Source organism: Bacillus arachidis, assembly GCF_030285945.1.
Lineage (GTDB): Bacteria > Bacillota > Bacilli > Bacillales > Bacillaceae_G > Bacillus_A > Bacillus_A arachidis.
This window is the reverse complement of sequence record NZ_CP127376.1, coordinates 4883263-4900390: the sequence shown is the minus strand read 5'-3', so window position 1 is coordinate 4900390 and position 17128 is coordinate 4883263. Positions and strand designations below refer to the sequence as shown.

General features: G+C 36.4%; 17 protein-coding genes and 4 tRNA genes. All 21 read left to right on the top strand.

What is annotated here, in order from left to right:
• The first annotated feature begins 119 nt into the window (after nt 1–119).
• A complete protein-coding gene (gene rpsF / locus QRY57_RS26870; RefSeq protein ID WP_026592158.1) occupies nt 120–410 on the top strand; it encodes a 30S ribosomal protein S6 in 291 nt (96 codons plus the stop codon).
• 27 nt (nt 411–437) lie between these two features.
• Nucleotides 438–941, top strand: coding sequence for a single-stranded DNA-binding protein (ssb, locus tag QRY57_RS26865; RefSeq protein ID WP_026592157.1), 504 nt, complete (start codon nt 438–440; stop codon nt 939–941).
• 45 nt (nt 942–986) lie between these two features.
• Nucleotides 987–1220: a 30S ribosomal protein S18 gene (gene rpsR / locus QRY57_RS26860; protein WP_000918874.1), complete on the top strand. Its 234-nt coding sequence runs from the start codon at nt 987–989 to the stop codon at nt 1218–1220.
• A gap of 80 nt (nt 1221–1300) precedes the next feature.
• Nucleotides 1301–2239: a YybS family protein gene (locus tag QRY57_RS26855; RefSeq protein WP_286016555.1), complete on the top strand. Its 939-nt coding sequence runs from the start codon at nt 1301–1303 to the stop codon at nt 2237–2239.
• 361 nt (nt 2240–2600) lie between these two features.
• Nucleotides 2601–4574 (top strand): DHH family phosphoesterase, encoded by a 1974-nt coding sequence (locus QRY57_RS26850; RefSeq protein WP_208016686.1) that lies wholly within the window; start codon nt 2601–2603, stop codon nt 4572–4574.
• Nucleotides 4571–5017, top strand: a complete 447-nt coding sequence (gene rplI, locus QRY57_RS26845; protein WP_026592154.1) for a 50S ribosomal protein L9 — start codon at nt 4571–4573, stop codon at nt 5015–5017. The genes QRY57_RS26850 and rplI overlap by 4 nt, the downstream gene beginning before the upstream one ends.
• Before the next feature lie 27 nt (nt 5018–5044).
• Nucleotides 5045–6406, top strand: a complete 1362-nt coding sequence (gene dnaB, locus QRY57_RS26840) for a replicative DNA helicase (RefSeq protein ID WP_026592153.1) — start codon at nt 5045–5047, stop codon at nt 6404–6406.
• Nucleotides 6407–6621: 215 nt separating this feature from the next.
• A complete protein-coding gene (locus QRY57_RS26835; protein WP_286016554.1) occupies nt 6622–7911 on the top strand; it encodes an adenylosuccinate synthase in 1290 nt (429 codons plus the stop codon).
• A gap of 153 nt (nt 7912–8064) precedes the next feature.
• Nucleotides 8065–8140, top strand: a tRNA-Lys gene (locus QRY57_RS26830).
• A 13-nt stretch (nt 8141–8153) separates the two neighbouring features.
• Nucleotides 8154–8225, top strand: a tRNA-Glu gene (locus QRY57_RS26825).
• Nucleotides 8226–8246: 21 nt separating this feature from the next.
• Nucleotides 8247–8322, top strand: a tRNA-Asp gene (locus QRY57_RS26820).
• A 42-nt stretch (nt 8323–8364) separates the two neighbouring features.
• Nucleotides 8365–8437 (top strand) — tRNA-Phe (locus tag QRY57_RS26815).
• Nucleotides 8438–8722: 285 nt separating this feature from the next.
• A complete protein-coding gene (gene walR, locus QRY57_RS26810) occupies nt 8723–9430 on the top strand; it encodes a cell wall metabolism DNA-binding response regulator WalR (protein ID WP_026592151.1) in 708 nt (235 codons plus the stop codon).
• Nucleotides 9431–9433: 3 nt separating this feature from the next.
• Entirely contained in the window at nt 9434–11269 is a 1836-nt protein-coding gene (walK, locus tag QRY57_RS26805) for a cell wall metabolism sensor histidine kinase WalK (RefSeq protein ID WP_208016684.1), read from the top strand.
• Entirely contained in the window at nt 11266–12612 is a 1347-nt protein-coding gene (locus QRY57_RS26800) for a YycH family regulatory protein (protein ID WP_286016553.1), read from the top strand. Before walK ends, QRY57_RS26800 begins: the two co-directional genes overlap by 4 nt.
• On the top strand, nt 12593–13408 hold the full coding sequence (locus QRY57_RS26795; protein WP_026592148.1) for a two-component system regulatory protein YycI: 816 nt from the start codon (nt 12593–12595) through the stop codon (nt 13406–13408). Before QRY57_RS26800 ends, QRY57_RS26795 begins: the two co-directional genes overlap by 20 nt.
• A 6-nt stretch (nt 13409–13414) precedes the next feature.
• Complete coding sequence (locus QRY57_RS26790; protein ID WP_026592147.1) at nt 13415–14209, top strand: MBL fold metallo-hydrolase; 795 nt, start codon at nt 13415–13417, stop codon at nt 14207–14209.
• 63 nt (nt 14210–14272) lie between these two features.
• Nucleotides 14273–15457, top strand: coding sequence for a S1C family serine protease (locus QRY57_RS26785; RefSeq protein ID WP_090692814.1), 1185 nt, complete (start codon nt 14273–14275; stop codon nt 15455–15457).
• 54 nt (nt 15458–15511) lie between these two features.
• A complete protein-coding gene (locus tag QRY57_RS26780; RefSeq protein ID WP_098302962.1) occupies nt 15512–15697 on the top strand; it encodes a CxxH/CxxC protein in 186 nt (61 codons plus the stop codon).
• Nucleotides 15698–15756: 59 nt separating this feature from the next.
• Nucleotides 15757–16236 carry a 23S rRNA (pseudouridine(1915)-N(3))-methyltransferase RlmH gene (gene rlmH / locus QRY57_RS26775; RefSeq protein ID WP_001026999.1) on the top strand — a complete coding sequence of 160 codons (480 nt, stop codon included), beginning with the start codon at nt 15757–15759 and terminating at the stop codon, nt 16234–16236.
• A 566-nt stretch (nt 16237–16802) separates the two neighbouring features.
• Nucleotides 16803–17006 carry a DUF3955 domain-containing protein gene (locus tag QRY57_RS26770; RefSeq protein WP_286016552.1) on the top strand — a complete coding sequence of 68 codons (204 nt, stop codon included), beginning with the start codon at nt 16803–16805 and terminating at the stop codon, nt 17004–17006.
• Nucleotides 17007–17128 lie beyond the last annotated feature (122 nt).

Below are 17128 nucleotides of genomic sequence, written 5' to 3'. Positions count from 1 at the left end.
TTGGTGAGTTGATTCATCTAACTTACTATGATATAATCTAAACTCGTGAGTAATTACTATATAATTAATTGCTCCTTGCCCATTATGGGCCGTTTAGACCAAAAGGAGGTGAAAGTGTAATGAAAAAGTACGAAATCATGTACATCATCCGTCCAAACATGGAGGAAGAAGCTCAAAAAGCTTTAGTTGAGCGCTTTGCAGGCGTTTTAACTAACAATGGTGCAGAAATCATTAACACGAAAGAGTGGGGTAAGCGTCGTTTAGCTTACGAAATCAACGACTTACGTGACGGTTTCTACATGATCTTAAACGTAAATTCTAACGCAGAAGCTGTTAAAGAATTCGATCGTTTAGCTAAGATCAACGAAGATATCCTTCGTCACATCGTTGTTAAAGAAGAAGAAAAATAATTAAGATATATAGGGAGAGTGGTTCGATTGATGAATCGTGTTATCCTCGTTGGTCGTTTAACTAAGGACCCTGACTTACGTTACACGCCCAATGGTGTTGCGGTAGCTACTTTCACGTTAGCTGTAAATCGCGCATTTGCGAATCAACAAGGTGAGCGTGAAGCTGACTTTATTAATTGTGTAATATGGCGTAAACAAGCAGAAAACGTGGCGAATTATTTGAAAAAAGGTAGCTTAGCAGGCGTAGATGGACGTCTTCAAACTCGTAATTATGAGGGACAAGATGGTAAACGTGTATATGTAACAGAGGTTCTTGCGGAGAGCGTACAATTTTTAGAGCCGCGTAATAGCGGCGGGGAGCAACGTGGTTCATTCAATCAGCAACCATCAGGAGCTGGTTACGGTAACCAAGGCTCTAACCCATTTGGTCAATCTAGTAATTCAGGTAACTCTGGATTTACGAAGAATGACGATCCATTTTCAAATGTAGGTCAACCGATTGATATTTCGGACGACGATTTACCATTTTAATGGTATGAATCGGTTATTTTTAACAAAGAATGGAGGGAAATAGACATGGCAGGACGCAAAGGTGGACGTGCGAAACGTCGTAAGGTGTGTTTCTTCACATCTAACGGTATTACTCGCATTGACTATAAAGATGTTGATTTATTAAAACGTTTCGTTTCTGAGCGTGGTAAAATTTTACCTCGTCGTGTAACAGGAACAAGCGCAAAATACCAACGCAAACTTACAGTTGCAATTAAACGTGCTCGTCAAATGGCACTTTTACCATATGTTGGTGAATAATAGCGTATGAAATGCACAGTAGAGTCGGACTCTACTGTGCATTTTGCTATGCTTTTCTTTTTAGAAAGAGGAGGTAAAAGATGAAACGTACAAGGCTTATTACAGAAGGGGCAGTTTTGTTAGCTGTATATGCAGTTTTACTTTTAACGTTCTTGTATGTACCCGTTATAAGTATGGTTGCGATATTTGCACTGCCATTACCTTTTTTATTGTTTATGGTAAGATACCCGTTTTCTAATACATGCATGCTTCTTGGGGCGGCAATTCTTATTACTATTATTGTTAGTTCACCACTTAGTCTTGTGAATACATTTATGTCAGGCATAATAGGCATCTCTTTAGGATATATGTATAAGAAGAAAAAAGAGCCAGCGGAGATATTATTGGTAGGGACGCTTGTATATTTGCTTAATTTTGTACTAGTCTATGTAGCGAGTATACAATTTTTTAACATAGATTTTCTTAAGGAAATGCAAGATATGTTCAAACAAGGAATGGAACAAAGTGAAGAAATAATGAAGGCAGCGGGTGTGCCAATTAGCCAAGAGCAAAAAGAGTTGTTAGGGCAATTCAGTGATATGCTACGAATTCTTTTGCCAAGTTTGTTTGTAATGGTTTCTTTAATATATTCTTGGATCACAGTATTAATAGCAGGTAATGTTTTAAAGAGATTGAAGTATACTATAGCACCGTGGCCTAAGTTTAAGGATATGCAATTGCCAAAAAGCATTGTTTGGTATTATGTTGTATTCATTTTACTTTCAACATTTATGAAGGTTGAATCAGATTCATATGTATATATGGCATTTTCTAATCTATATGCCATCTTTTCATTGCTACTTTTATTCCAAGGTTTTTCATTTATAGCCTTCTTCGCGCATGCAAAAGGTTATGCAAAAGCTATTCCTATTCTCAGCTTTATCGTATGTATGATTATTCCAATGTTGTTTCCTCTAGTCACAATCTTAGGTATAATTGATTTAGGCTTTTCGTTACGTTTTAAAATACAATCAAAATAAGCGAGAACGAGAAATGAAACCAGCTCGGTGAAACTCTCATTACCAATCGTGCTTTTCGTTTTTTTGCATATAAATCACTGCAATGAAATGAAAGGAGACCGTACTGATTTTCTCACTCTGTTTTCACTTGGCATGGGTGGGAAGAGAATCTGACCGTTTCTATGCATAGTTGGAGGCTTTCTCATACCTGAAAAGTAAGGTTTTATATCGGTTTTTCAATTTGTATTTATATAAAGTTTATTATGTGACGTAAGCTTTTAGTGGAAGTTTAACTTAGGGCGTTTAATTTGTTCAACTAGCTACTGATGGAAATTGAATAATTTCCTATTTGTGTTAGTTTTACTTTATAGGAGTTGGGTACATGCCTGAATTTTATAAGAGCCAGCGGTTTTTATATCCTGTTTATGTATTGGCATTTTTTATGTTTGTGCTTATTACCATTCTAGGTTATTTTCACTGGATAATGGGAATGGCCGCTTTTTTTATTTTTTGTATTGTTCTCTTTTTGGTAATTCGATTTGAGTTGGCCTTTCAGAGGAGTTTCGAAAAGTACACAACAGAAATGATTACAAGAGTAAAGAAAGTGAGCAATGAAGCGTTTAATCAAATGCCAATTGGTATTTTGTTATACAATAAGGATTATGGAATTGATTGGGCAAATCCTTATTTGTCTTCTTGTTTGGGGCAACACTCTTTAGCGGGATGGCATTTGTATGATGTGTCAGAAACGTTACTTCTCTTTATTAAAGGAGAAACAGCTGATGATATTGTATCTTTAAATAAACGTAAGTTTCGTGTGTTTGTAAGAAAAGAAGAAAAATTAATTTACTTCTTTGATGTAACAGAGCAAACGGAAATTGAAAAAATGTACGAGGATCAACGTACAGTTCTCGCGATTATTTATTTAGACAACTATGATGAAGTTACACAAGGATTGGATGATCAATTACGTACGAACATCACGAGTTTGGTGACATCACGTCTAAATGAGTGGGCTCTCAAATACGGCGCATATTTAAAACGAGCTTCTTCAGAACGCTTCTTCGTTGTGTTAAATGAAAGTATTTTGGCACAAATGGAGAAAGGAAAGTTTGATATTTTAGATCAAGTACGTGAGGAAACATCAAAACGAAATATTTCACTTACACTAAGTGTTGGTGTAGGATCGGGCGACTTATCTTTATCAGAGCTTGGGGCTATGGCTCAATCTGGCTTAGATCTTGCTTTAGGACGAGGTGGAGATCAAGTTGCGATTAAACAGGCAACAGGAAAAGTGAAATTTTACGGTGGCAAAACAAATCCGGTTGAAAAACGCACACGTGTACGTGCGAGAGTTATCTCGCATGCGTTAAAAGATTTAGTGTTAGAGAGCAGTAATGTTATTATAATGGGCCATCGGGCTCCTGATATGGATGCGATTGGAGCAGCCATCGGAATTTTAAAAGTAGCACAGTTAAATGAGCGTGAAGGATACATTGTATTAGACGAGAATGATTCTGATAAAGGTATTAAACGCTTAATGGATAAAGTGAAGCAAAATGAGGAATTATGGTCTCATTTTATTACGCCACAGCAGGCTATGGAATTTGCAACGGATGATTCATTACTTGTCGTTGTTGATACTCACAAACCTTCAATGGTGATGGAGGAAAAACTTTTGCATAAGATTGAAAACGTAGTTGTAATCGACCATCATCGCCGTGGTGAAGAATTTATTGAGGGTCCTCTTCTTGTGTACATGGAGCCATATGCGTCTTCGACAGCTGAGCTTGTAACTGAGCTTCTTGAATATCAGCCAAAACGTTTGAAAATGACGATGTTAGAAGCAACAGCATTACTTGCAGGGATTATAGTGGATACGAAAAGCTTTACATTCCGGACAGGTGCCCGTACATTTGATGCAGCTTCTTATCTACGTTCACACGGAGCGGATACAGTTCTTGTACAAGAATTATTAAAAGAAGACATGCAGCAGTATTTACGAGTTGCAAAAACGATTCAAAATGCTTACATTTATAAAAATGGAATTGCAATTGCAAAAGCAGAAGGCGATGAATATTATGATCAAATATTAATCGCACAATCAGCCGATACTTTGCTAACAATGACAGGAGTAATTGCTTCTTTTGTCATTGCGAAACGTGGGGAAACCTTCATTGGAATTAGTGGGCGTTCTTTAGGTGAAGTGAATGTGCAACTAATTATGGAAAACCTAGGTGGTGGCGGACATTTAACAAATGCTGCTACACAAATGCAAAATATAAAGGTCGATGAAGCTGAAGAAAAACTTCAAAGTGTTATTGATGATTATTTACAGGGAGGCACACAATCATGAAAGTAATTTTTCTAAAAGACGTAAAAGGTAAAGGTAAAAAAGGAGAAGTAAAAAACGTACCAGACGGTTATGCAAATAACTTCTTATTAAAACAAGGATTAGCTGCAGAAGCAACAAATAGTAGCATGAAAACATTAGAGGCGCAAAAGCGTAAAGAAGAAAAAGATGCAGCAGCTGAGCTTGAAAACGCGAAAAAACAAAAAGAAACTTTAGAAAAATTAACAGTAGAATTAAAAGCAAAATCAGGCGAAGGTGGCCGTTTGTTTGGTTCTATTACAAGTAAACAAATTGTAGATGCGTTGCAAAAGGCACACAATATTAAACTTGATAAACGCAAGTTCGAAATGGATGATGCAATTCGTGCATTAGGATATACAAATGTAACTGTGAAATTACATCCACAAGTAACAGCAACAGTAAAAGTTCATGTTCGTGAACAATAAAAATAAGTTAGGCAAGGAGGATTGCGTATGAGTGACGTGCTTGCTGATCGTACCCCTCCGCATAATATAGAGGCCGAGCAAGCGGTTTTAGGGGCGATTTTCCTCGATCAAGATGCGTTAACGTCGGCTTCAGAACTGCTGCTATCTGAATCTTTTTATCGGACAGCACACCAAAAGATTTTTGGAGTTATGCTTGAACTATCTGATAAAGGAGAACCAATTGATTTAGTTACTGCAACAGCAGCACTTGCTGACCAAGGTTTGCTAGAAGAGGTTGGTGGTGTTTCCTATTTAGCTGAATTAGCAGAGGCTGTTCCGACAGCTGCTAACGTAGAGTATTATGCACGTATTATTGCAGAAAAAGCACTTTTGCGTCGTTTGATCCGAACAGCAACTCACATTGTATCAGATGGTTATGAACGTGAAGATGATGTAGAGGGCTTGCTAAATGAAGCGGAGAAAAAAATATTAGAAGTATCACATCAAACAAATGCAAAAGCATTCCAAAATATTAAGGATGTTCTTGTAGATGCTTATGATAAAATTGAACTTTTGCATAATCAAAAAGGTGAAGTTACAGGGATACCAACTGGGTTTACTGAATTAGATAAGATGACAGCAGGATTTCAGCGTAACGATTTAATCATTGTGGCAGCCCGTCCTTCGGTGGGAAAAACGGCATTTTCACTGAATATCGCACAGAATGTGGCAACTAAAACAGATGAAAATGTAGCAATTTTTAGTTTAGAGATGGGTGCTGATCAACTTGTTATGCGTATGCTTTGTGCAGAAGGAAATATTGATGCGCAAAGACTTCGTACTGGCTCGTTAACTTCGGATGATTGGGCAAAGTTGACAATGGCAATGGGAAGTCTTTCGAATGCTGGGATATATATTGATGATACGCCAGGAATTCGAGTTAGTGAAATTCGTGCGAAATGCCGCAGATTAAAGCAAGAACAGGGACTTGGAATGATTTTAATCGATTACTTACAGCTTATTCAAGGTAGTGGGAAATCTGGTGAAAACCGTCAGCAGGAAGTGTCTGAAATTTCCCGTACATTAAAAGGAATTGCGCGTGAGCTACAAGTTCCTGTTATTGCCTTATCTCAGCTTTCTCGTGGTGTTGAATCTCGTCAAGATAAACGTCCGATGATGTCTGATATTCGTGAATCAGGAAGTATTGAGCAGGATGCCGATATTGTGGCTTTCTTGTATCGTGAGGATTACTATGATCGCGAAACGGAAAATAAAAACACGATTGAAATTATTATTGCCAAGCAACGTAATGGTCCGGTAGGATCTGTAGAGCTTGCATTCGTGAAGGAATTTAACAAATTCGTAAACTTAGAGCGACGTTTCGATGATGGACATGCGCCACCGGCATAGTAGAAGTATAAAAAAGAAACGCATTTCTTATAATAAGATGTGTTTCTTTTTTTTTTTATATAAGATAGGGCTTTTATCGTGTGAATAAAGAATTCTTACGAACGAAACCGATAAAAGGTAAAAAAATGTTCGTTTTTAAATTGACTTCTTTTTTCATTTTGGTACAATTATATTGTTTGAAAAGTTCGTTTGAAAATTGCGGAGGTGCTTTAATAATGTCTTCAGTAGTAGTTGTAGGAACACAGTGGGGCGATGAAGGAAAAGGTAAAATTACTGATTTTCTTTCTGAGCATGCGGAAGTAGTTGCAAGATATCAAGGTGGAAATAACGCTGGGCATACAATTGTTTTTGGCGGAGTTAAATATAAATTACACTTAATTCCATCTGGTATTTTCTATAAAGAAAAAATTTGTGTAATCGGAAACGGTATGGTAGTAGATCCGAAAGCATTACTTGTAGAGTTAAAATACTTACACGATCGTGGTGTAAGCACTGATAACTTACGTATTAGTAACCGTGCACACGTTATCTTACCTTATCACTTAAAACAAGATGAGTTAGAAGAAGAGAGTAAAGGCGATAACAAAATCGGTACTACGAAAAAAGGTATCGGTCCTGCATATATGGATAAAGCTGCTCGTATTGGTATCCGTATGGCTGATTTATTAGATCGTGAAGCATTTAAAGAAAAGCTTGAACGCAGTTTAGCAGAGAAAAATCGTTTATTTGAAAAAATGTACGATACAGAAGGTTTCAATGTAGAAGAAATCTTTGAGGAGTACTTCGAATATGGACAACAAATCGCACAGTATGTATGCGATACATCTGTCGTATTAAATGATGCATTAGATGACAACCGTCGCGTATTATTTGAAGGCGCACAAGGTGTTATGCTTGATATTGACCATGGTACGTACCCATTCGTTACATCTTCTAACCCAGTTGCTGGTGGTGTGACAATCGGATCTGGTGTTGGTCCTTCAAAAGTTAATCGTGTAGTAGGTGTGTGTAAAGCATATACAAGCCGTGTTGGTGACGGTCCATTCCCTACTGAACTTCATGATGAAATTGGTCATCAAATTCGTGAAGTTGGTCGTGAATATGGTACAACAACAGGTCGTCCACGCCGCGTAGGTTGGTTTGATAGTGTTGTTGTAAGACATGCACGTCGTGTTAGTGGTTTAACGGATTTATCATTAAACTCTATCGATGTATTAACGGGTATTCCAACTGTTAAAATCTGTGTTGCTTACAAATACAACGGAGAAGTTTTAGATGAAGTTCCAGCAAACTTAAACATTTTAGCAAAATGTGAGCCTGTTTACGAAGAGCTTCCAGGTTGGACGGAAGATATTACGGGTGTAAGATCATTAGATGAGCTTCCTGAAAATGCAAGAAAATATGTAGAGCGTGTTTCTGAATTAACAGGAATTCAATTATCTATGTTCTCAGTTGGTCCAGATCGTAATCAAACAAACATCGTTCGTAACGTATACGGTGGTTAATTAAGATAAAATGGATTTATTTAAGAAAAAACTCATGCTTACATGAGTTTTTTCTTATCTTTTGTAAAAAAAATATAAAAAAGTATTGCAAACATAAAAGTTCTTATGGTAAGATAACTCTTGTCGTCACGAAAATATGACGTTGGTGAGTATGAGCCATTAGCTCAGTTGGTAGAGCATCTGACTTTTAATCAGAGGGTCGAAGGTTCGAGTCCTTCATGGCTCACCATTTTATTTTTCGTGGCCCGTTGGTCAAGTGGTTAAGACACCGCCCTTTCACGGCGGTAACACGGGTTCGAATCCCGTACGGGTCATGTTATATATATATGTTTTGTGGTCCCGTGGTGTAGTGGTTAACATGCCTGCCTGTCACGCAGGAGATCGCCGGTTCGACCCCGGTCGGGACCGCCACTTTTGTTTATACCACCATTAGTGGTTTTATATATATGTTTTGGCTCGGTAGCTCAGTCGGTAGAGCAGAGGACTGAAAATCCTCGTGTCGGCGGTTCGATTCCGTCCCGAGCCACTCTCAGGATATTAAGTGGGCCCACTTAATATCCTTTTTATATTGTTCAATTTTACAAATGAGAGTAGTTATTTTACAATAGAATGAGAAGCCTCTAGCAGTTGAAGCTAGAGGTTTTTCTATAGATTATACAGCGTTCCATATGTAAGGGAACCATACATGATTCTATGAGAATAGAGGATAAAATACTCAAACAAGGGATAAAGTTGTATAGATATATACTATGTAAAGAATTGTGCATGTTTGAGGATGAATGACCATATTTTTATTAGGAGGAACTACACAATGATGGGAAAGAAAATCTTAGTCGTTGATGATGAGAAACCGATTGCGGATATTTTAAAATTCAATTTAGAAAAAGAAGGTTTTGAAATTGTCATGGCACATGATGGTGACGAAGCTATTGAAAAGGCAAACGAAGAACAACCAGATATGGTTTTACTGGATATTATGTTACCGGGGAAAGATGGATTAGAAGTTTGTCGTGAAATACGAAAAAGTTCTGAAATGCCAATTATTATGTTAACTGCAAAAGACTCTGAAATCGATAAAGTGTTGGGATTAGAGCTTGGTGCAGATGATTATGTAACAAAACCATTTAGTACACGTGAATTATTGGCACGTGTAAAAGCAAACTTGCGTCGTCATCAACAAGGTGGCTCAGCCGAAAAAGAAGAAAATACAGAAATGGTTATTGGACCAATTATAATTAATCCAAATGCGTACAGCGTAACAAAAAGAGATGAAAGCATCGAACTTACGCATCGTGAATTTGAATTACTTCACTATTTGGCGAAGCATTTAGGACAAGTTATGACACGTGAACATTTATTACAAACAGTTTGGGGATACGATTATTTTGGAGATGTACGTACAGTAGATGTAACAGTACGTCGTTTACGTGAGAAAATCGAAGATAACCCAAGTCATCCAACTTTAATTGTAACAAGACGTGGAGTAGGGTATTACTTGCGTGATCCAGAGCAGGAATAGTATATGAAGAAAGTTGGTTTTTTTCAATCGATTCATTTAAAGTTTGTGCTCATATATATGCTATTAATTTTGATAGCAATGCAGGTTATTGGTGTATATTTTGTTCGTGAACTGGAGAAAAGTCTCGTACAAAGTTTTAAGGATTCATTAACGCAGCAAACCAACTTACTGTCTTATAATTTGAAGCAAGAGTTTGCAAAAGAGCGTGAAAAAACAGATCCAACTTTAGAAGAGGCGCTTAAAACATCAATCACTGAATTTACTGCAGACCGTAAAAAAGATATCCAAGAAGTACGTGTTATTGATCCAAATAGGCGTCTATTAGCAATATCTAATCAATCTAAGCAAGGTATGGTAGGTAAAACAATAACAGACATAACAGTGCAAAGGGCTATTGTACAAAAAAAGGCTGAAGGTAAGATTGAGAAAGATGGAAATACGGGCCATCGTGTTCAAGTTATGGCTACCCCAATTGAAAACGATAAGGGGAAAATAATTGGTGTCATTCATATCGTTGCTTCGATGGAAGATGTCTATAAACAGATGAAGGATATCAATCAAATTTTTGCGACTGGGACAGTGATTGCTTTATTAGTAACAGCGGTTCTAGGGATTTTATTAGCTCAAACAATTACACGACCAATTTCAGATATGCGAAGACAAGCAATTGAAATGGCGAAGGGAAATTATTCCCGTAAAGTAAAGGTAAATAGTCATGATGAAATTGGTCAATTAGCATTAGCATTTAATAATTTATCTAAAAAATTACAACAAGCACGTTCTTCAACTGAAAGTGAGAGACGTAAACTTTCGTCCGTTTTATCTCATATGACAGATGGTGTAATTGCTACTGATCGAAAAGGGGATATTATCTTACTAAATGACCCTGCAGAGAAGATGCTAAATGTTTCGCGTGAGACGGCATTAGATCAGTCAGTTTTAGACGTATTAGGTATTCAAGAGGAATTTACGCTCGATCATCTATATGAAGAGCCAGATTCTGTTTTATTAGATTTTAGTACACGAAATGAACCATACATCTTGCGAGCTAGTTTTTCCGTTATTCAAAAGGAGACGGGTAAAGCAAATGGTTTAATCGCTGTATTATATGATGTGACCGAACAAGAGCGTATTGACCGTGAGCGCCGTGAGTTTGTGGCGAATGTATCACATGAACTGCGGACACCATTAACAACGATGCGGAGCTATTTAGAGGCACTTAGTGATGGTGCATGGCAAGATCCGAATATTGCACCGCAATTTTTAACAGTTACACAAGAAGAAACAGAAAGAATGATTCGACTTGTGAATGCCTTGTTGCAATTATCAAAGTTAGATAGTACAGAACATCGTTTAATGAAAGAGTGGGTAGACTTTACGGATTTCTTTAATAATGTTATTGATCGTTTTGAAATGTCAAAAGAACAAAATGTAATCTTTAAACGTTCATTCTCTAAGAAATCTAGATTTATTGATATGGATGCTGATAAAATTACACAAGTTTTATATAACATTATTTCGAATGCTTTAAAATATTCTCCTGAAGGTGGAACAGTAACGTATCGCCTGCGTGATCGAGAGGATATGTTAGAAATTAGTGTAAGTGACCAAGGAATGGGTATTCCAAAAGAAAATGTAGAGAAGATTTTCGAACGTTTTTATCGTGTAGATAAGGCTCGTTCAAGACAGATGGGTGGAACAGGCTTAGGTTTAGCTATTGCTAAGGAAATGATTGAGGCGCATGGTGGATCTATCTGGGCAAAAAGTGAGGAAGGAAAAGGGACAACGATTTACTTCACACTTCCAATGGCGAAGGAAGAAGAGGACGATTGGGAATGAATATGGAAAACTTTAAAACTATTGTCCTTATTAACTTAGTTGTCATTAGTCTGTTTCTTACTTTTAATTTATGGACGTATGTACCTGATTCTAATTCGATGCAAAGCACAAAGTTTGTTCAAGGAAATGCAGATGCATTAAAACAAGATGTTTCAAATGTAATTGTGCCATCTTCTATAATTGTTCATAAGGATAAGAAGCATTTTGTAAGTGAAAAGAAAGATAATATCGACTTGTTATATACAATTATCGAGAGAGGGGAATTGCACGATTTTAAGGATATTACGAACTCTATCCCTAAAGGTGATTTCCTCTCTTATGTGCACGAGGAAGGCAAGATTGAAATTGTCTTTCCAACAGAAGTTCCGTTTGATGCGATTAGGGGCGTATTAACAATTAAAGATAAGAAATTAGATATGTTTAATTTTGATCGTATTATTGTTGATCCTTCTAAAAGTCGTGATCAAAATATTGATGTGAATTTTGTTTCTTATAACAATCATAAAGTGTATAAAATGACATTAACAGGTGTGAATCTAAGAGACGTTATAAATGCACAAAATCAATTTTTAGCTTTGGCAAGACCATATTTTGCGTATGACATAAGTGATACGAAAAGAATATTTTTACCAGATGGTTCAACAGAAATGCAAGATTTAATGTATTTTGCGACAGACATGGGAGTAGAATCATTCAAAAATGCACTATTTAGTGATCCGCGTTATGTAACTCCTATTTCTAATGAATTAGAGGAAACTTATACGGATGGTATTCGCCTTATGCAAGTGAATAAGGCGAACCGAATGCTAACGTATACGAATCCATCTGTGGCTAGCGGTGCGCGCATGTATGGAAATCTCCTTATGCAAAAAAGTTTCGAATTTGTTAATAGTCATAGCGGCTTAACAGATGCATATAGATTTGATTATCTAAATTCCAAGGGGAAAACAAAGTTCCGTTTATATGAAGAAGATTTACCCGTATTTAATAGCGAAGGAATGACTACATTAACACAAGTATGGGGATCGGAAGAATTAATTAGCTATAAGCGACCATTATTTAATTTGTTAATCGATAAGGGTGAGGATAAAAAGACGGTACTTCCATCTGGATGGACTGTTATAGAATCATTACAAAAAAAATCGAATCTAGATAAAAAGTTAATTCAAGATATAGGAATTGGTTATAAATTAGTAACAGAAAATGGACCAAATGGGCCAAATGGACAAGTTGCAAGTGGAAACTTAAAGCCGATTTGGTATGTCGTTTATGGTGAAAATCATCAAGTGCTTGAGTGGAGTGAAGAAAAGGAGGGAGAGCTAATTGGACTGGAATCGGATTAAAACAATATTTATTGTTACCTTTTTTATTTTAGACCTCTTTCTCGTTTTTCAATTCATTTCAAAGCAGGATAGTAATCAATTAGACTTAATGGCAGAAACAAGGGTAGATCAACAATTAAAAGATGATAACATTACAGTTGGTGATTTGCCAAAAGAACCAAAGAAAGATTCTTTTATTACAGCGAAAAATAAGGAATTTAAAGAAGAGGATATACGTTCCTTAAAAAATCAAACAGTTACTTTACAAGATGCCAACACAATTGTAAGTAAATTAAAGGAACCATTGTTAAACGCAAAAACACTGTCTAAAGATAAATATAGTGAGTTTTTGAAAAGCTATGTATTAGATGGTCAGAAATATGAGTTTGGTAAAGCAGAAGCAACGAAAATCTATTTCTTTCAAAAGTATAAAGATAAGCCTATTTTCTATAATGATCATGGGATGATTGTTGTGGATATAAATGAGAAAGGTGAATTTGTTTCATATACACAAACAATGCTAACTGATTTGAAAGAGATGGGTGAGAATGAGAAAGCAAAAGAGCAAGAGATTATTACAGCTCAAACAGCTTTAGAAAATTTATTCTTTAAGAATGAAATAAAACAAAATACGCATTTTAAAGAAGCGCAGATTGGATATGCGACTCTCGTTACATCTTCTGCTTCTAATATGCAAGTGCTTGCTCCGACATGGAATTTAAAAACAGATCGAAAAGTAGATTATTTTGTGAATGCTATTGAAGGACAAGTTATTAAGTTAGGGAAAGAAAAGGAAAATGAAAAAATAATGGAGTGAGCAGAAATGAGTTTGCATTTTAGTGTGCTTGCAAGCGGCAGTACAGGAAATGCGCTATATGTAGGGACCGAGAAACAAAAATTGCTCATTGACGCAGGCTTGAGTGGAAAAGCGACAGAAGCTTTATTTAGGCAAGCTGAACTAGACATACAAGATATATCGGGTATTCTTGTCACGCATGAGCATAGTGACCATATTAAAGGTCTCGGCGTTTTAGCACGTAAATATCAGTTACCTGTGTATGCAAATGAAAAAACGTGGAGTGCTATGGAGCATTTAATTGGTAACATTCCAACCGATCAAAAATTTGTTTTCTCAATTGGTGATGTAAAAACATTTGGAGATATTGAAGTGGAATCATTTGGCGTTTCTCATGACGCTGCAGAGCCAATGTTTTATGCATTTCATCATAATGGTAGAAAACTGGCTCTTATTACAGATACGGGTTATGTGAGTGATCGTATGAAAGGTATCATTAAAGGAGCAAATGCATTTGTGTTTGAAAGTAATCATGATGTGGAAATGCTTCGTATGGGACGTTATCCATGGAGTATAAAACGACGCATTTTAAGCGATGTGGGTCACGTTTCTAATGAAGATGCCGCGCTTGCAATGACGGATGTTATCACAGATGAAACGAAACACATTTATTTAGCCCATTTGAGTTTAGATAATAATATGAAAGAATTAGCACGTATGTCTGTTGCGCAGGTGTTAGAGGAAAAAGGTTTCGCAGTTGGAGAAGCATTTGAGATACATGATACAGATCCAAAGGCACCAACGAAAATTCAATACGTATAATTCTTGGTTTTAGTAAACAATAAAGGAGAATATAGTTGTTTTCGGAAGGATTGGTGAACAAGTATGTCCTTTATTGATGAAGAAGAATTCCGTATGAAACGAACAGGGAAAAAGAAGCGCAAAAGTATCGTTATTTCTAGTATAGCGGGAACAATTGTAGGGGCTTCATTGTTTGCATTTGGAGCCCCTTTATTTTCTGAATCTGAAACCGGTCCCTTAGAGCAAGCTGAGGCCAGTGAAGGGAACATGGTAGGAAAGCAATCACAAACAGTGAGCCACTCTGGTTTTGTAGATGCTGTTGATCGTGCATCGGAAGCTGTTGTTGGTGTTATTAATATACAACGTGATAATTTTTCAGAAGCAGATGCGGAAGCTGGGACAGGATCAGGTGTAATTTATAAGAAAACAAATGGTCATGCTTACATTGTGACAAATCATCATGTTGTCGCAGGGGCGAATCGTATTGAAGTGAGCTTAAGCGATGGTAAAAAGGTTCCTGGTAAAGTATTAGGTAGTGATGTAGTTACAGATTTAGCGGTTTTAGAGATAGATGCAAAACCTGTAAAGAAAGTTATTGAAATAGGGGATTCTAATACGGTTCGTCGTGGAGAAGCGGTAATTGCAATTGGAAACCCACTTGGATTACAGTTTTCTGGAACAGTAACGCAAGGGATTATTTCTGCAAATGAGCGAATTGTTCCTGTAGACTTAGATCAAGATGGGCATTATGATTGGCAAGTAGAAGTATTGCAAACAGATGCAGCTATCAACCCAGGGAATAGTGGTGGTGCACTTGTAAATGCGGCAGGGCAACTAATTGGAATCAACTCGATGAAAATTGCAGCAAAAGAAGTAGAAGGGATCGGACTTGCCATCCCAGTTACAAGAGCAGTTCCTGTTATGAATGAGCTTGAAAAGCATGGGAAAGTAAGGAGACCTTATGTTGGGGTTGAACTTAGATCTTTAAATGAAATTCCGAATTATTACTGGTCTGAAACATTGCATTTACCAAGTAGTGTAACGGAGGGTGTTTGTATTTTGGATGTGAAAAGCCCATCGCCTGGTGCAAATGCAGGACTCAGGGAACATGATGTAATTGTAGCTGTTGATGGAAAGACAATACATGATATTATCGGTTTCCGAACGGTATTATATAATAAAAAGATTGACGATAAGATGACTCTGACGTTTTATCGTGGTACAAAACGAGCAACAACAACGGTTAAATTAGGCAGTCAAAACTATTAAGAAAACAGGAGGGCGTCCTCCTGTTTTCTATTGTGAAATAGTGAGGTGAAAAATATGAAGCTACCTTGTTGTTTAGAACATGTAGAATTAGCGTTAGATATCATTGTGGATGAATGTGAAGTAGCGCCAGTTATCAACAGTGTGGATAACTCAGAAAAAGATCAAAAAACATGTGAATTTTGTCAAAACAAGGCGACATATGTTGTATCGAACACAGATTCCCACACAATATGTGGGTAACAGGTGTGGATATGTGGATAAGTTTTGTGGATAACGTGTTTGTAAGGTGGGGAATACGTGTGAATATCTCGATTATTTCAATTGGAAAATTAAAAGAAAAATATTTAAAACAAGGTATTGCAGAATACCTAAAACGACTCTCTGCGTACGCAAAAGTAGAAGTTATTGAATTGCCGGATGAAAAAGCGCCAGAAAACTTAAGTGAAGCAGAAATGTTAATTGTAAAAGAAAAAGAAGGGATACGTATACTAGATAAAATTTCAGATGATACACATGTTATTGCATTAGCAATTGAAGGAAAACAAAAGTCATCAGAAGAATTTGCAGCGAATCTGGATCGTCTTGCTACATATGGAAAAAGTAAAGTAGCATTTGTCATTGGGGGATCACTTGGACTTAGTTCAGAAGTGATGAAGCGTTCTAATGAATCACTTTCATTTTCGAAAATGACATTGCCGCATCAGCTGATGAGATTGGTACTTTTAGAGCAAGTGTATCGGGCATTCCGGATTAATCGTGGAGAACCGTATCATAAATAAGCACATAGTTATTTGAGGAAGAAGTATCAAAGAATAAAACAATATCTTCGGTGCTTCTTTTTTCTATTTTGTCAGAATGATATACGAATGTGTGTGTGAAATATTTTTGTTTTTCTACAGGCAGTGTAGGTGGAAATTTTGAAAAAGCAGAAAGAGTATCAAAAACTTTATTAAACAAAACTTCTTTGATAGCAGGTTCTTGTAATTTTTGTTCTATATATTGTTTTCTATCGTTTATTTAAAGTATTTGGGTTGCTTTATAAATCCTTAAAAATTCCAATGTTTTATCTACGTGTGATACCAGCGAAGAATGGTCGTAAGTGAACAGTACATTCTCAACCTCGTTGAATGATCTTTCATTGTGACTATACTTTTTATATTTTTGTTGGATTATATTGTGCGGCTTATGATGACTCTGTCACGCCCCCCGCATAAACCTCCTTGCTTACAAATTTGTAAGCTCTTTGTCATGTTTTTAAATAGTACTAACTGTATGTGAAGATTATAATTCTAACCATAAAGTACTTATTTTATATCAAACAATTCTTACCCAAGGAGGTTTCACAATGAAAAAATATATTGTAACTTTAATACCACTGATCTTAGGAATGGGATGTTTAATTAGTTATAACATTCTTAGTGCTGAATCTGCAGTTGCAGCAAATGGTGTTCTTGTAGAACCGTTTTATTTACTACCAATGGGTTATGCATTTTTAACTATCAGTATCATTAGTTTTGTTATATCTAAATTTAAAAAAGTTAAACAATAGTTTAAAAAAGAGCCTGAATCCAGACTCTTTTTTTGTGCCCATTATATTTCGTGCTCACATCGTAAATGTTCAACAAATAAAAGCTAGATTCTCCAAAGGAACCTTCCTAATTAAAAATCCCA

Bases quoted from the DNA above. Each gene is read 5' to 3' on its own strand.
- rpsF (WP_026592158.1), top strand. From the start codon at position 120: ATGAAAAAGTACGAAATCATGTACATCATCCGTCCAAACATGGAGGAA.
- rpsR (WP_000918874.1), top strand. From the start codon at position 987: ATGGCAGGACGCAAAGGTGGACGTGCGAAACGTCGTAAGGTGTGTTTC.
- QRY57_RS26855 (WP_286016555.1), top strand. From the start codon at position 1,301: ATGAAACGTACAAGGCTTATTACAGAAGGGGCAGTTTTGTTAGCTGTA.
- QRY57_RS26850 (WP_208016686.1), top strand. From the start codon at position 2,601: ATGCCTGAATTTTATAAGAGCCAGCGGTTTTTATATCCTGTTTATGTA.
- rplI (WP_026592154.1), top strand. From the start codon at position 4,571: ATGAAAGTAATTTTTCTAAAAGACGTAAAAGGTAAAGGTAAAAAAGGA.
- dnaB (WP_026592153.1), top strand. From the start codon at position 5,045: ATGAGTGACGTGCTTGCTGATCGTACCCCTCCGCATAATATAGAGGCC.
- QRY57_RS26835 (WP_286016554.1), top strand. From the start codon at position 6,622: ATGTCTTCAGTAGTAGTTGTAGGAACACAGTGGGGCGATGAAGGAAAA.
- walR (WP_026592151.1), top strand. From the start codon at position 8,723: ATGATGGGAAAGAAAATCTTAGTCGTTGATGATGAGAAACCGATTGCG.
- walK (WP_208016684.1), top strand. From the start codon at position 9,434: ATGAAGAAAGTTGGTTTTTTTCAATCGATTCATTTAAAGTTTGTGCTC.
- QRY57_RS26800 (WP_286016553.1), top strand. From the start codon at position 11,266: ATGAATATGGAAAACTTTAAAACTATTGTCCTTATTAACTTAGTTGTC.
- QRY57_RS26790 (WP_026592147.1), top strand. From the start codon at position 13,415: ATGAGTTTGCATTTTAGTGTGCTTGCAAGCGGCAGTACAGGAAATGCG.
- QRY57_RS26785 (WP_090692814.1), top strand. From the start codon at position 14,273: ATGTCCTTTATTGATGAAGAAGAATTCCGTATGAAACGAACAGGGAAA.
- QRY57_RS26780 (WP_098302962.1), top strand. From the start codon at position 15,512: ATGAAGCTACCTTGTTGTTTAGAACATGTAGAATTAGCGTTAGATATC.
- QRY57_RS26770 (WP_286016552.1), top strand. From the start codon at position 16,803: ATGAAAAAATATATTGTAACTTTAATACCACTGATCTTAGGAATGGGA.